Raw genomic sequence first — 13,775 nt, 5'->3', positions numbered from 1 at the left:
TGGGGAGTCCACGCTCATGGCTAAACAAGACTAGGTGTGGGCGGTTGCGCTCTCACTCAGCTCTTAACAGGCGTTGTTTCCGAAGCATTCGCCGTGGTCTGGTCCAAGACTGACTGCACTTTGTGAACTGGCCGTAAATATCGGCGCAGAACGCGAGTATTCACTCTGCTTTCTGCACTCGCTTCAGGCCTCATGTCACCTGCGCTTGTTACAATCTTGAGCCTTCCAGGGTGGCGAAAGCCCCGTAGGACGGCCTCGCGTCCTGATGAATTGCGATGGTCAGGGCCGGCAGTTTGCCGCATGTCCTCTGTCCAGGCCGCTTTTGGCGGCGTTCGCGACTATAGCAGCAATGATTAAGTGCTTCAATTCCATAAAAAATTGTTATCATCGCCGCCATGACGACTACCGCCCCCCAGACCCCCAGCGTCCAGCTGCTTGAGGTCTCGCCGGAATATGCCGGCCAACGCATCGACAATTTTCTCCTGGCCAGGCTCAAAGGCGTGCCCAAGACCTTGATTTACCGCATCTTGCGTAAAGGTGAAGTGCGGGTGAACAAGGGCCGGATCAAGCCCGAGTACAAGTTGCAGGCGGGCGATATCGTGCGCGTGCCACCGGTGCGCGTGCCTGAGCGTGACGAGCCTGTGCCATTGGCCCAGGGCTTGTTGCAGCGCCTGGAGGCCTCGATTGTCTTCGAAGACAACAAGCTGATCGTGATCAACAAGCCCTGCGGCATTGCGGTGCATGGTGGCAGCGGCCTGAATTTCGGTGTGATCGAAGCCTTTCGTCAGTTGCGCCCGGACGCCAAGGAGCTGGAACTGGTCCACCGCCTGGACCGCGACACCTCCGGCCTGCTGATGATCGCCAAGAAACGCAGCATGTTGCGCCACCTGCACACCGCTCTGCGCGGTGATGGTGTAGACAAGCGCTACATGGCGCTGGTGCGCGGCAACTGGGCCAGCTCGATCAAGAGCGTCCGTGCGCCGTTGCAGAAGAGCAACCTACGCTCCGGCGAGCGCATGGTCGAAGTGGACGAGGAGGGCAAAGAAGCCTTGACCCTGTTCAAGGTGCTGCGCCGTTTCGGCGACTTCGCCACCATGGTCGAGGCCAAGCCGGTCACCGGGCGCACCCATCAGATTCGCGTGCACACCCTGCACGCGGGCCACTGCATCGCGGGCGATACCAAGTACGGTGACGAGGATTTCTCCAAGGAAATCCGCGACCTGGGCGGCAAGCGCTTGTTCCTGCACGCCTACATGCTCACGGTTCCGCTGCCCGATGGTGGCGAATTGAAGCTACAGGCGCCGGTCGATGAGATGTGGGCCAAGACCGTGGAGCGCTTGAGTGTCGCACCTTGATTACAAACTGCTGATTTTCGATTGGGACGGCACCCTGGCTGACTCCATTGGCCGGATTGTCGAGTCGATGCACGCTGCGTCGACGCGCTCGGGGTATGCGCTGTGCAGTGATCTGGCGGTCAAGGGCATTATCGGCCTGGGCCTTCCCGAAGCGATCCGTACCCTGTATCCCGAGATCAGCGACGCTGAACTGGTCGCGTTTCGCGAACACTATGCCGATCGCTACATCGCCCTGGAGGCTACGCCCTCGCCGCTGTTCGACGGTGTGGTGCAATCCCTGGAGGCATTCCGTACCCAGGGCTATCACCTGGCGGTCGCCACCGGCAAGGCTCGACGTGGCCTGGATCGGGTGCTCAAGGCCCACGGTTGGGAAGATTATTTCGATATCACCCGCGCCGCCGATGAAACTGCCAGCAAGCCTCATCCTCTGATGCTTGAGCAGATCCTGGCTCATTGCGGCGTGTCGCCACGCCAGGCCTTGATGGTGGGCGATGCCTCCTTCGACCTGATGATGGCACGCAATGCGGGCATGGACAGCGTGGCGGTCAGCTATGGCGCCCAGGCTGCCGAGGCGTTGCAGCAATATGAACCGCGACTGACGATCGATCATTTTTCCGAATTGCAGGCCTGGCTCAATCGGGCCCAATAAGTCTTTGCTGGGGTTGATGGCATGAGTGACGAGTGGAAAGCGCCTGAAAAGGCTGAAAGCAGTGATGACAAAAGCTGGAAGCTGCTGGAGAAGACCCTCCTGGCCAGCGTCCAGGAACAGCGCCGCGCGCGACGTTGGGGGATTTTCTTCAAACTGCTGACCTTTGTCTGGCTCATCGGCATGCTGGCGTTGTTCAGCCCGCTGATGGACATGGAGAAAAGCGCAACCCGTGGCGCCCACTACACCGCCCTGATCGAAGTGCGCGGGGTGATTGCCGACAAGGAGTCTGCCAGCGCCGACAACATCGTCAGCAGCCTGCGCGCCGCTTTCGAAGACCCTAAGGTCAAAGGTGTGATCCTGCGCATCAACAGCCCGGGCGGCAGTCCGGTGCAGTCGGGTTATGTGTATGACGAGATTCGCCGTCTGCGTGGCCTGCACCCGGATACCAAGCTGTATGCGGTGATTTCCGATCTGGGCGCTTCCGGTGCGTATTACATCGCCAGTGCTGCTGATCAGATCTACGCCGACAAGGCCAGTCTGGTGGGGTCTATTGGTGTAACGGCAGCGGGCTATGGGTTTGTCGGCACCATGGAGAAGCTGGGGGTTGAGCGGCGCACCTATACGTCGGGTGAGCACAAGTCGTTCCTTGATCCGTTCCAGCCGCAAAAAGCTGATGAAACCCAGTTCTGGCAGGGCGTGCTCGACACCACCCATCGCCAGTTCATCGCTAGCGTAAAGCAGGGGCGTGGGGATCGCCTGAAGGACAAAGACCATCCGGAGCTGTTCTCCGGCTTGGTGTGGTCAGGCGAGCAGGCGTTGCCGTTGGGCTTGATCGACGGCCTGGGCAGTGCCAGTTCGGTGGCGCGGGACGTGATTGGCGAGAAAGAGTTGGTGGATTTTACGGTTGAGGAATCGCCGTTTGATCGTTTCTCCAAGCGGCTCGGTGCGAGCGTGGCGGAGAAGCTGGCCTTTTACATGGGCTTCCAAGGCCCGGCTCTGCGCTGAGCCTCAGGCTACATGTAGATGAAAGTGTGGGAGGGGGCTTGCCCCCGATTGCGGTGGGTCCGCTGCGGGTTAGTTGGCTGATCCTCTGCTATCGGGGGCAAGCCCCCTCCCACATTTGCTTGTGGTGTTCTCAGGGGATTTGCACGCCTTCGGCCAGCAGCATATCCACCAGTCGAATCAGTGGCAGGCCCACTAAGCTGGTCGCATCCGGTCCTTCAGTGCTCTGGAATAGGCTCACCCCCAAACCTTCTGCCTTGAAGCTTCCTGCACAGTCATACGGCTGCTCGACTCGCAAATAGCGCTCGATGCGCTCTGCATCGAGTTCGCGCATATGTACGGTAAAAGGCACGCAGTCGACCTGGCAGCTGCCTGTCTCGCTGTTCAGCAGCGCCAACCCAGTGAGGAAGCTGACGCGCTTGCCACTGGCTGCCAGCAGTTGCTCGCGGGCATTTTCGAAGGTGTGCGGCTTGCCAATGATCCGACCATCGAGTGCGGCCACCTGGTCGGAGCCGATGATCAAATGCCCCGGATGACTGCTCGTCAGGGCGCGGGCTTTTTGCTCAGCCAGGCGCTTGACCAGTTCGATGGCGGGTTCATTTGCACGGTGGCTTTCATCGATATCCGGCGAGCTGCAGATGAACGGCAGGTGCAGGCGGCTCAGCAATTCCCGGCGATACACCGAGCTGGATGCGAGTAATAAAGGCAGCATGGGCGTCTCCTCAGGTCGGCAGCGGATTCTAGCGGGGCGACCGGCTGACGCACAGGGCTGAATTTCCTTTGACATGGCTGGGTGCATCCCTATAATGCTGCGCCTATGTTGAATGACCCGATTCCACCTCACGTTGACCCGCGCAAATTGGCTGATCGTGGCACTTCCCTTCAAGGTGAGTTGCTGCTGGCCGATTTGGAGAGACTCTGCGACCCGCTTTCCGATACTGTCGGTACGGTGCAGGCCAAATTCGTTTTTGAACGAGATGAACGTAAGTCTGTGGTAATCCACAGTTTTATCGACACCGAAGTCAAAATGGTTTGCCAGCGTTGTCTTGAGCTGGTCACCCTGCCGATCCACAGCGAGTGCAGTTATGCTGTGGTGAAGGAGGGTGCGAATACCCAGTCGTTGCCGAAAGGTTATGACGTGCTGGAACTGGGCGAAGATCCTTTGGATCTGCATGCACTGATCGAGGAGGAGCTTCTGCTCGCCTTGCCCATTGTGCCTGCTCATCATCCGGAAGAATGCCAGCAGCCGGCGGGCCTCGATGACGAGCCCGAACCGAGCGAGGACGAGGTAACGCGGTCCAACCCGTTCAGTGTATTGGCGCAGTTAAAGCGTGACCCAAACGTTTAGGAGTTAATCAATTATGGCTGTTCAGCAGAACAAAAAATCCCGCTCCGCCCGTGACATGCGCCGTTCGCACGACGCTCTCGAGGCTAGCACCCTGTCCGTGGAAAAGACCACCGGTGAAGTTCACCTGCGTCACCACGTATCGCCAGAAGGCGTATACCGTGGCCGTAAAGTGATCGACAAGGGCGCTGACGAGTAATCACTTGTCTGCTCTAGTCATCGCGATAGACGCAATGGGCGGGGACTTCGGTCCCCGCAGCATTGTTCAGGCCTGCATTGCCAGCCTGTCTGCAACACCCTCGCTGCACCTGACCCTTGTCGGTCAACCCTCCTTACTTGAAGAACTGATTGCCAGCCATCCGGCGGTGGATCGCGCGCGCCTGACGATTACGCCAGCCAGCGAAACCATCACCATGGATGAAAAGCCGGCGGCCGCCCTGCGTGGCAAGCCTGACTCTTCGATGCGGGTGGCTCTGGAGCTGCTGCGTGATGGCAAGGTGCAAGCCTGTGTCAGCGCCGGCAATACCGGGGCCCTGATGGCGTTGTCGCGGTTTGTGCTCAAGACGCTGCCCGGCATTGACCGGCCCGCGATGGTGGCGGCGATTCCGACGCAGAAAGGCTATTGCCAGTTGCTGGACCTGGGCGCAAACGTCGATTGCAGCGCCGAGCATCTGCTCCAGTTTGCCGTGATGGGCTCGGTGGCCGCCGAAGCGCTGGGCGTGGCCCGGCCACGGGTGGCCTTGCTGAATATCGGCACCGAAGACATCAAGGGCAACCAGCAGGTCAAGCTGGCCGCCACGTTGCTGCAAGGCGCGCGGGGGTTGAATTACGTCGGGTTTGTCGAAGGTGACGGCTTGTACCGTGGCGAAGCGGACGTGGTGGTGTGTGATGGGTTTGTCGGCAATATCCTGCTCAAATCCAGTGAAGGCCTGGCGACCATGATCGCCACGCGTATTGAAGCGCTGTTCAAGCAGAGCCTCGCATCGCGCCTGGTCGGCGCCCTGGCGCTGCCGCTGATGCGCCGCCTGCAGGCTGATCTGGCTCCGGCGCGGCATAATGGCGCGAGTTTCCTGGGGTTGCAGGGCATCGTGGTAAAAAGCCACGGCTCGGCCGGTGTCGAGGGGTTTCAAAGTGCGATCGCGCGGGCAGTGATCGAGATCCAGGAAAACCTGCCGCAACGCTTGCACGGCCGTCTTGAGGACCTGTTGCCTTAGGCGAATCGGCCCGGGAGTGCTTAAATGTGACCGGCCAGTTCAATTGACCATCCAATCTGTCAGTTTCGTGCGCTCCCACTGTAGGAGTGCGCTTTTTTGACGACCAGATCATTAGGGGCTTGTTACATGTCTACATCCCTCGCATTCGTCTTTCCAGGGCAGGGTTCGCAGTCCCTCGGCATGTTGGCCGAGCTGGGCGCGCAATACCCGCTGATCCTGGACACCTTCAAGGAAGCTTCCGACGCCCTGGGTTACGACCTGTGGGCACTGACCCAACAGGGGCCGGAAGAGCAACTCAATCAAACCGATAAAACCCAGCCGGCCATCCTGACCGCTTCGATCGCCCTGTGGCGCTTGTGGCTGGCGGAAGGCGGCGCACGCCCTGCATTCGTCGCCGGCCACAGCCTGGGCGAATACAGCGCCCTGGTTGCAGCGGGCAGCCTGACCTTGGGTGAGGCGGTCAAGCTGGTCGAGCGTCGCGGCCAATTGATGCAAGAAGCCGTTCCGGCCGGGCAGGGCGGCATGGCCGCAATCCTGGGCCTGGACGACGCTGTGGTGATCGAGGCCTGTGCCGAAGCGGCCCAGGGCGAAGTGGTCAGCGCAGTAAACTTCAACTCCCCTGGCCAGGTGGTGATTGCCGGTGCCAAGGCTGCCGTTGAGCGTGCCATCGAAGGCTGCAAGGCCCGTGGTGCCAAGCGCGCGTTGCCGTTGCCGGTGAGCGTACCGTCGCACTGCGAGCTGATGCGCCCGGCTGCCGAGCGTTTTGCCGAGTCCATCGCCGCCATCAACTGGCAGGCGCCGCAGATACCGCTGGTGCAGAACGTCAGCGCCGCCGTGGCTGCTGACCTCGATACCCTCAAGCGCGACCTGCTGGAACAGCTCTACAAGCCGGTACGCTGGGTTGAATCGGTCCAGACCCTGGCTGCCAATGGCGCGACTGAACTGGTTGAGTGTGGTCCGGGCAAAGTCCTGGCCGGCCTGAACAAGCGCTGCGCCGACGGCGTGTCGACTGCCAACCTCAATACCCCTGACGCCTTTGCTGCCGCTCGCGCGGCACTGGCCTGAATCCCTGAACTTAGGAGAAGCCTGCATGAGTCTGCAAGGTAAAGTTGCACTGGTCACCGGCGCAAGCCGTGGCATCGGCCAGGCGATCGCCCTGGAGCTGGGCCGTCAGGGCGCCGTTGTGATCGGCACCGCCACTTCCGCTTCGGGCGCCGAGCGTATCGCCGCGACCCTGAAGGAAAACGGCGTGCAAGGCACTGGTCTTGAGCTGAACGTGACCAGCGATGAGTCCGTGGCTGCCGTGCTGGCCGAGATCACCGCACAGTTCGGCGCGCCGGCGATTCTGGTGAATAACGCCGGCATCACCCGCGACAACCTGATGATGCGCATGAAAGACGACGAGTGGTACGACGTGGTCGACACCAACTTGAACAGTCTGTTTCGCCTCTCCAAGGGCGTTTTGCGCGGCATGACCAAGGCGCGTTGGGGCCGAATTATCAATATTGGCTCTGTAGTGGGTGCCATGGGCAACGCAGGCCAAGTAAACTACGCAGCCGCCAAGGCCGGTCTGGAAGGTTTCAGCCGTGCATTGGCACGTGAAGTCGGCTCGCGGTCGATTACGGTCAACTCGGTGGCCCCAGGGTTCATCGACACCGATATGACCCGCGAACTGCCGGAAGCACAGCGTGAAGCGTTGCTGACGCAGATTCCGCTGGGCCGTCTGGGCCAGGCTCAAGAGATCGCGAATGTGGTCACTTTCCTGGCATCCGACGGTGCGGCATACGTGACTGGGGCTACAATCCCGGTGAACGGCGGGATGTACATGAGTTAAATTGTGACGGATCGCTTCAAAAATATGTCATACGAGCTGTCTAAAATCCGTTATAAAGCTGCAACTTAATTTATAGGCAGGTGGTCGACCGGGTACAGGGTGAAGCTTTCAGTTGAAAAGCTGAAAAGGCTTTCTATACACTTACCCACTGGCCAGCTGCCTGAATTTGTCCATTAGGAGTTAAACAAGGTATGAGCACCATCGAAGAGCGCGTCAAGAAAATCGTCGCCGAGCAACTGGGCGTTAAAGAAGAAGAAGTGGTCAACACTGCTTCCTTCGTAGAAGACCTGGGTGCCGATTCCCTTGACACCGTTGAGCTGGTGATGGCTCTGGAAGAGGAATTCGAGACCGAAATCCCGGACGAAGAAGCTGAAAAAATCACTACTGTTCAAGCTGCTATCGACTACGTTACTAGCCACCAGGCGTAATAGTTTGTAGTCGTCGCTTGCTGTCAGGGAAAAACCGCACTGCTGTAACGGCGTGCGGTTTTTTCTTTAGCCCTGATGAAAAGTACGCGCTGAAGCAAAAGTGTCGTCATTAGAAAAAGGAGAGTGCTGTGTCGCGTAGACGCGTCGTAGTCACCGGTATGGGTATGTTGTCGCCACTGGGCACGGATGTGCCAAGCAGTTGGCAGGGCATTCTGGCTGGCCGCAGTGGTATTGGTCTGATCGAACACACGGACCTTTCTGCCTATTCCACCCGTTTTGGCGGCTCGGTAAAGGGTTTCAATGTCGAGGAATATCTCTCGGTCAAGGAATCCCGCAAACTCGACCTGTTCATTCAATACGGCCTGGCAGCCGGTTTTCAGGCGGTACGCAATGCCGGCCTGGAAGTCACCGACGCCAACCGTGACCGCATCGGCGTGGCCATGGGTTCGGGTATTGGCGGTTTGACCAATATCGAAGAAACCAGCCGCACGTTGCACGATTCCGGCCCCCGTCGAATTTCACCGTTCTTCGTTCCGGGCTCGATCATCAATATGATTTCCGGTTTCCTGTCCATCCACCTGGGCGCACAGGGACCTAACTACGCCATCGCCACGGCGTGCACCACCGGCACGCATTGCATTGGCATGGCGGCGCGCAATATCGCCTATGACGAAGCCGACGTGATGATCGCCGGCGGCGCCGAGATGGCGGCGTGCGGCCTCGGCATGGGCGGCTTCGGCGCGTCCCGTGCGCTGTCGACGCGTAACGACGAGCCGACCCGCGCCAGCCGTCCATGGGACAAAGGCCGTGATGGCTTTGTACTGTCCGACGGTGCCGGCGCCCTGGTGCTGGAAGAGTTGGAACACGCCAAGGCGCGTGGTGCCACCATCTACGCCGAGCTGATCGGCTTTGGCATGAGCGGTGACGCCTACCACATGACCTCACCGCCGTCCGACGGTGCCGGTGCTGCGCGTTGCATCACCAACGCCCTGCGCGATGCGAAGGTCAATGCGGACCAGGTGCAGTACATCAACGCCCATGGTACTTCGACCCCGACGGGCGACCTGGCGGAAGCCGAGGCCATCAAGTCGGTATTCGGCGAGCACGCCTACAAGCTGGCGGTCAGCTCTACCAAGTCCATGACCGGTCACCTGTTGGGTGCGGCGGGCGCGGTCGAGGCGATCTTCAGTGTGATGGCCATCAAGGATCAGGTCGCGCCGCCGACCATCAACCTGGATGAGCCTGACGAAGGCTGCGACCTGAACTTCGTGCCACACGAAGCGCAGCCGATGCCGATCGACGTGGTGATCTCCAATTCGTTCGGTTTTGGCGGCACCAACGGTTCCCTGGTGTTCCGCCGGTTCGCCGAGTGATGCACAGCTGGGTCGACGGTCAGCCAGCGGACAGCGTGCCCCTGAAAGATCGCGGCCTGGCGTATGGCGATGGGTTGTTCGAGACCATCGCCGTAAAGGCCGGGCAGCCGGTGCTGCTCGACCGTCACCTGCAACGCCTCGACGAGGGTTGCAGGCGCCTCGCCTTGGTTGCGGATCCGGTGTTGATCCGCAGCGAAGTGCTGGCCTACGCCACCGCCCTTGGCGAGGGTGTCCTCAAATTGATCCTGACCCGTGGCGACAGCCTGCGCGGTTATGGCATCAACCCTGGCGCACCGGTGCGCCGTATCTTGCAGGGCAGCCCGCCCGCTAACTATCCCAACGCCCATGGAACCGATGGCATCCGCCTGTTTCCCTGTGCTACCCGGTTGGCCGAGCAGCCGTTGCTGGCCGGTCTCAAACACCTCAATCGCCTGGAACAGGTGATCGCCCGCGCCGAATGGCAGGACGCCGAGCACGCTGAAGGCTTGATGCTGGATGTGTCCGGTCGCGTGATCGAAGGCGTATTCAGCAACCTGTTCCTGGTGCGCAACGGCTTGTTACTAACCGCTGATCTGACGCGTTGCGGCGTGGCCGGGGTGATGCGTGCCGAGATTCTGGCCCAGGCACAGACCCTGGGCGTCCCGGTGGCCGTGGCCGACATCAGTGTCGAGCAATTGCAGCAAGCTGACGAAGTCTTCGTGTGCAACAGTGTTTATGGCATTTGGCCGGTGCGCGAGTGCGCTGCGATGAGCTGGTCGGTTGGCCCGCTCACCCGTAAACTGCAGGGCATTGTTCGCGCGCTATTGGAAATCTGAGTTGATACGAAAACTGGTTGTACTGCTGCTGGTCGGTCTGTTCTCGGCGGCTTTGCTGTTGGGCTATGGCGCCTGGAAATACGACGCTGCCCTGAAGCAGCCCTTGAACCTGACCCAGGAGCAATTGCTCGACGTACCGGCTGGGGCGACCCCCACTGGCACCTTCAATCGCCTGGAAGCCGACGGCGTGCTGGACGGTGCCTTCTGGTTGCGCCTGTACTGGCGCTTCAACCTGGACGGCCAGCCATTGCACAGCGGCGAATACCGCATGACGTCCGGCATGACGGCGCAGGGCCTGATCGGCCTGTGGCAGCGTGGCGAAGTGGTGCAATACAGCCTGACTCTGGTTGAGGGCTGGAACTTCCGCCAGGTACGCTCGGCGCTGGCCAAGCATGAAAAGATCGTGCAGACCCTCTCGGGCCTGAGCGACAGCGAAGTCATGGACAAGCTCGGTCACCCTGGCGTGTTTCCCGAGGGGCGGTTCTTCCCCGATACCTACCGTTTTGTGCGCGGGATGACCGACGTCGAATTCCTGAAAAAAGCCTACAACCGCCTGGACGATGTCCTCGCTCAGGAGTGGAGCAAGCGCGCCGCCGATGCGCCGTACACCGACCCTTATCAAGCACTGATCATGGCCTCCCTGGTGGAGAAAGAGACGGGCGTGCCTGAAGAACGTGGGCAGATTGCCGGGGTGTTTGTACGTCGCCTGAAGATCGGCATGTTGCTGCAGACCGACCCGACGGTGATCTACGGCCTGGGCGAGCGCTACAACGGCAAGTTGACCCGCGCGCACCTCAAGGAAGCCAACCCCTACAACACCTACATGGTGGCCGGCTTGCCGCCGACGCCCATCGCCATGGTCGGCCGCGAGGCGATCCATGCCGCGCTGAACCCGGTGCCGGGCAGCAGCCTGTATTTCGTTGCCCGTGGCGATGGCAGCCACATTTTCTCCGATAACCTGGATGCGCATAATGCCGCCGTGCGTGAGTTCCAACTCAAGCGGCGCGCCGATTACCGCTCCAGCCCGGCGCCGGTGGTGAAGCCTGCCGAAGACGCAACGCCACCGGCGGATGTGCCTGCCGAGACGCCGGTAGAACCGCCGGCGGACCCTGCACCGGACGCCACCGCGCCGCAAAGCCCGCAATAATTCTGACTAAGGACTGCCTGTGACTGGCTTGTTTATTACCCTGGAAGGCCCCGAAGGCGCCGGAAAAAGCACCAACCGCGATTACCTGGCCGAGCGCTTGCGCAGCGAAGGCATCGAGGTGGTGTTGACCCGCGAGCCCGGTGGCACGCCGCTGGCCGAGCGTATCCGCGAAGTGCTGCTGGCGCCAGGTGACGAGCAGATGAACCCGGACACCGAGCTGCTGCTGGTGTTCGCCGCCCGTGCCCAGCACCTGGCCGAGGTGATCCGTCCGGCCCTGGCCCGTGGTGCCGTGGTAATCTGCGATCGGTTCACCGATTCTACCTATGCCTATCAGGGCGGCGGTCGGGGCTTGTCCGTGGAGCGCATCGCCACCCTGGAAACCTTTGTCCAGGGCGAATTGCGCCCTGACCTGACCCTGCTGTTCGATCTGCCGGTGGAAGTCGGCATGGCCCGCGCCAGTGCCCGTGGCCGCCTGGACCGCTTCGAGCTGGAAGGCGATGAGTTCTTCAACGCGGTACGCAGTGCATTCCTCACGCTTGCCAAGGCTGAGCCTGCGCGGTATTCGTTGTTGGATGCCGCCCAACCGCTGGCGCAGGTGCAGCAAGCCATCGACGCGCTGCTACCTAAACTGCTGGAGCGCGCCCGTGGCTGAAGCCTACCCGTGGCAGGACAGCCTGTGGCAACAACTGGCCGGCCGTGCCCAGCACGCCCACGCCTACCTGTTGCATGGGCCGGTGGGGATCGGCAAGCGAGCGTTGGCCGAGCGCCTGATGGCCAGCCTGCTGTGTCAGCGCCCGGTCAAGCTTGAAGCCTGCGGCGAGTGCAAATCCTGCCTGCTGCTCAAGGCCGGCAGCCACCCGGATAACTACCTGCTGGAGCCCGAAGAGGCCGACAAGGCAATCAAGGTCGACCAGGTGCGCGACCTGGTCAGCTTCGTGGTGCAGACCGCACAGATGGGCGGGCGCAAGGTGGTGCTGATCGAGCCGGTGGAGGCGATGAACATCAATGCTGCCAACGCCTTGCTCAAAAGCCTGGAGGAGCCGTCCGGCGATACGGTGTTGCTGCTGGTGAGTCACCAGTCCAGCCGTTTGCTGCCGACCATCCGCAGCCGCTGCGTGCAGCAGGCCTGCCCGCTGCCAAGCGAGGCCATGAGCCTTGCGTGGCTGGCGCAGGCGTTGCCGGAGTGTTCCCAGGACGAACGGGTCGAGCTGCTGACCCTGGCCGCCGGCTCGCCGTTGGCCGCCGTGAAGCTGCACGCCCAGGGCGTGCGTGAACAACGTGCGCTGGTGGTGGACGGGGTCAAGAAACTGATCAAGCAGGAAGTGTCCGCCACCCAGCTGGCAGAAAGCGCCTGGAAGGACATCCCCCTGCAGTTGCTGTTCGACTGGTTCTGCGACTGGTCAAGCCTGATCCTGCGCTACCAGCTGACCCAGGATGAAAACGGTCTGGGCCTGCCGGATATGCGAAAGGTGGTGCAATACCTGGCGCAGAAAAGTGCCCAGGACAAGGTGCTGACCCTCCAGGACTGGATCCTCGCCCAGCGCCAGAAGGTGCTGGGCAAGGCCAACCTCAACCGCGTTCTGCTGCTGGAAGCGTTGCTGGTGCAGTGGGTCGGTTTGCTCGGCCGTCGTTAATTCCCGTGGCCGGCGGGTGTATCGTCGGCCAGACACTTTTCGTGACTGAAGTTGTAGATTCCTATGATTGTAGATTCCCACTGCCACCTTGACCGTCTCGACCTGGCCCAGCACGGCGGCTCCCTTGACGCTGCCCTCGACGCCGCCCGCCAGCGTGGGGTAGGGCACTTCCTGTGCATCGGCGTCAGCGCGGAGAATGCGGCGGACGTCAAAGCCCTGGCCGAGCGTTATGCCGATGTGCATTGCTCGGTGGGTATCCACCCGCTGGACCTCAAGCCCGGTGAAGCCCCGGCACTCGACTGGCTGCTGGGTGAGCTCAATCACCCGCGCGTGGTGGCCATCGGCGAGACCGGCCTGGATTACCACTACGAACCCGAAGCCGCCGAGTTGCAGCAGGCTTCGTTCCGCCTGCACCTGCAAGCCGCCCGGCAGACAGGTAAACCGGTGATCGTCCACACCCGTGGCGCCCGTGCCGATACCCTGACCCTGCTGCGCGAAGCGGCATTGCCCCAGGCCGGCGTGTTGCATTGCTTTACCGAAGACTGGGACATGGCCAAGGCGGCGCTGGACCTGGGGTTCTATATTTCGCTGTCGGGCATCGTCACCTTCCGCAACGCCGATGCCTTGCGTGATGTGGCACGCCAGGTGCCCGCCGATCGCCTGCTGGTGGAAACCGACTCGCCGTACCTGGCGCCCATCCCCCATCGCGGCAAGCCGAACCTGCCGGAGTATGTGCGCGACGTGGCGGATTACCTGGCGATGCTGCGCGGCGAGTCCTACGAGCGTTTTGCCGAGCAGACCACGGAAAACTTCAAGCGACTGTTCCCGCTGGCTCACGTAACCCGCTAGCGTTGCCGAATCGCAGGCAAAAAAAACCCGGGTTCTGGGGGGTGAATCCGGGCTAAGACCATTAGGAGTAAAACAAGGGTACGCGGTCCGTTGGTACCCAGGTCGGCGCTTCACTTGGGGGAGATGTCAC

The 13,775-nt window shown here is 61.2% G+C and carries 16 protein-coding genes; 15 read left to right on the top strand and 1 reads right to left on the bottom strand.

What is annotated here, in order from left to right; translation table 11 throughout:
• The first annotated feature begins 395 nt into the window (after positions 1-395).
• Genes rluC through BLR69_RS14190 form a run of 3 tightly spaced genes read left to right on the top strand, consistent with a single transcriptional unit; the run spans position 396 to position 3,009 of the window.
• On the top strand, positions 396-1,355 hold the full coding sequence (rluC, locus tag BLR69_RS14200) for a 23S rRNA pseudouridine(955/2504/2580) synthase RluC (RefSeq protein WP_033901273.1): 960 nt from the start codon (positions 396-398) through the stop codon (positions 1,353-1,355).
• On the top strand, positions 1,342-2,004 hold the full coding sequence (locus tag BLR69_RS14195) for an HAD-IA family hydrolase (protein WP_071493956.1): 663 nt from the start codon (positions 1,342-1,344) through the stop codon (positions 2,002-2,004). The genes rluC and BLR69_RS14195 overlap by 14 nt, the downstream gene beginning before the upstream one ends.
• Positions 2,005-2,025: 21 nt before the next feature.
• Positions 2,026-3,009 (top strand): S49 family peptidase, encoded by a 984-nt coding sequence (locus tag BLR69_RS14190; RefSeq protein ID WP_071493955.1) that lies wholly within the window; start codon positions 2,026-2,028, stop codon positions 3,007-3,009.
• A 130-nt stretch (positions 3,010-3,139) separates the two neighbouring features.
• Here BLR69_RS14190 and BLR69_RS14185 read toward each other — a convergent pair whose 3' ends face one another.
• A complete protein-coding gene (locus BLR69_RS14185) occupies positions 3,140-3,718 on the bottom strand; it encodes a Maf family protein (protein ID WP_071493954.1) in 579 nt (192 codons plus the stop codon).
• A 105-nt stretch (positions 3,719-3,823) separates the two neighbouring features.
• Here BLR69_RS14185 and BLR69_RS14180 point away from each other — a divergent pair, with 105 nt between their 5' ends.
• The 12 genes from BLR69_RS14180 (at position 3,824) to BLR69_RS14125 (ending at position 13,645) form a co-directional block, all read left to right on the top strand.
• The gene (locus BLR69_RS14180; protein WP_010566563.1) at positions 3,824-4,354 is read left to right on the top strand and encodes a YceD family protein; all 531 of its coding nucleotides are present in this window, start codon (positions 3,824-3,826) and stop codon (positions 4,352-4,354) included.
• A 13-nt stretch (positions 4,355-4,367) separates the two neighbouring features.
• A complete protein-coding gene (gene rpmF / locus BLR69_RS14175; protein WP_003179396.1) occupies positions 4,368-4,550 on the top strand; it encodes a 50S ribosomal protein L32 in 183 nt (60 codons plus the stop codon).
• Positions 4,551-4,554: 4 nt separating this feature from the next.
• Positions 4,555-5,565, top strand: a complete 1,011-nt coding sequence (gene plsX, locus BLR69_RS14170) for a phosphate acyltransferase PlsX (RefSeq protein WP_076955198.1) — start codon at positions 4,555-4,557, stop codon at positions 5,563-5,565.
• A gap of 126 nt (positions 5,566-5,691) precedes the next feature.
• Positions 5,692-6,630 (top strand): ACP S-malonyltransferase, encoded by a 939-nt coding sequence (fabD, locus tag BLR69_RS14165; RefSeq protein ID WP_021491483.1) that lies wholly within the window; start codon positions 5,692-5,694, stop codon positions 6,628-6,630.
• A gap of 25 nt (positions 6,631-6,655) precedes the next feature.
• The gene (fabG, locus tag BLR69_RS14160) at positions 6,656-7,399 is read left to right on the top strand and encodes a 3-oxoacyl-ACP reductase FabG (protein WP_015885432.1); all 744 of its coding nucleotides are present in this window, start codon (positions 6,656-6,658) and stop codon (positions 7,397-7,399) included.
• A 191-nt stretch (positions 7,400-7,590) separates the two neighbouring features.
• On the top strand, positions 7,591-7,827 hold the full coding sequence (gene acpP, locus BLR69_RS14155; RefSeq protein ID WP_003175607.1) for an acyl carrier protein: 237 nt from the start codon (positions 7,591-7,593) through the stop codon (positions 7,825-7,827).
• A gap of 128 nt (positions 7,828-7,955) precedes the next feature.
• Entirely contained in the window at positions 7,956-9,200 is a 1,245-nt protein-coding gene (gene fabF / locus BLR69_RS14150; protein WP_058427473.1) for a beta-ketoacyl-ACP synthase II, read from the top strand.
• Positions 9,200-10,015: an aminodeoxychorismate lyase gene (pabC, locus tag BLR69_RS14145; protein ID WP_071493952.1), complete on the top strand. Its 816-nt coding sequence runs from the start codon at positions 9,200-9,202 to the stop codon at positions 10,013-10,015. Before fabF ends, pabC begins: the two co-directional genes overlap by 1 nt.
• Position 10,016: 1 nt before the next feature.
• Positions 10,017-11,162 (top strand): endolytic transglycosylase MltG, encoded by a 1,146-nt coding sequence (mltG, locus tag BLR69_RS14140; RefSeq protein ID WP_071493951.1) that lies wholly within the window; start codon positions 10,017-10,019, stop codon positions 11,160-11,162.
• Positions 11,163-11,181: 19 nt separating this feature from the next.
• Positions 11,182-11,814 (top strand): dTMP kinase, encoded by a 633-nt coding sequence (gene tmk / locus BLR69_RS14135; protein WP_071493950.1) that lies wholly within the window; start codon positions 11,182-11,184, stop codon positions 11,812-11,814.
• A complete protein-coding gene (locus BLR69_RS14130) occupies positions 11,807-12,796 on the top strand; it encodes a DNA polymerase III subunit delta' (protein ID WP_071493949.1) in 990 nt (329 codons plus the stop codon). Before tmk ends, BLR69_RS14130 begins: the two co-directional genes overlap by 8 nt.
• A gap of 63 nt (positions 12,797-12,859) precedes the next feature.
• On the top strand, positions 12,860-13,645 hold the full coding sequence (locus tag BLR69_RS14125) for a TatD family hydrolase (protein WP_071493948.1): 786 nt from the start codon (positions 12,860-12,862) through the stop codon (positions 13,643-13,645).
• Positions 13,646-13,775 lie beyond the last annotated feature (130 nt).

Origin of the sequence: Pseudomonas azotoformans (assembly GCF_900103345.1) — a bacterium.
Classification (GTDB): domain Bacteria; phylum Pseudomonadota; class Gammaproteobacteria; order Pseudomonadales; family Pseudomonadaceae; genus Aquipseudomonas; species Aquipseudomonas azotoformans.
The sequence above is the reverse complement of the archived record's forward strand: the minus strand, read 5'-3'. Positions and strand labels throughout refer to the sequence as shown.

Excerpts from the sequence above, each read along its gene's own strand:
- pabC (WP_071493952.1), top strand. The coding sequence starts at position 9,200 with ATGCACAGCTGGGTCGACGGTCAGCCAGCGGACAGCGTGCCCCTGAAA.
- BLR69_RS14180 (WP_010566563.1), top strand. The coding sequence starts at position 3,824 with ATGTTGAATGACCCGATTCCACCTCACGTTGACCCGCGCAAATTGGCT.
- BLR69_RS14185 (WP_071493954.1), bottom strand. The coding sequence starts at position 3,718 with ATGCTGCCTTTATTACTCGCATCCAGCTCGGTGTATCGCCGGGAATTG.
- rluC (WP_033901273.1), top strand. The coding sequence starts at position 396 with ATGACGACTACCGCCCCCCAGACCCCCAGCGTCCAGCTGCTTGAGGTC.
- fabD (WP_021491483.1), top strand. The coding sequence starts at position 5,692 with ATGTCTACATCCCTCGCATTCGTCTTTCCAGGGCAGGGTTCGCAGTCC.
- acpP (WP_003175607.1), top strand. The coding sequence starts at position 7,591 with ATGAGCACCATCGAAGAGCGCGTCAAGAAAATCGTCGCCGAGCAACTG.
- BLR69_RS14190 (WP_071493955.1), top strand. The coding sequence starts at position 2,026 with ATGAGTGACGAGTGGAAAGCGCCTGAAAAGGCTGAAAGCAGTGATGAC.
- rpmF (WP_003179396.1), top strand. The coding sequence starts at position 4,368 with ATGGCTGTTCAGCAGAACAAAAAATCCCGCTCCGCCCGTGACATGCGC.
- fabG (WP_015885432.1), top strand. The coding sequence starts at position 6,656 with ATGAGTCTGCAAGGTAAAGTTGCACTGGTCACCGGCGCAAGCCGTGGC.
- BLR69_RS14125 (WP_071493948.1), top strand. The coding sequence starts at position 12,860 with ATGATTGTAGATTCCCACTGCCACCTTGACCGTCTCGACCTGGCCCAG.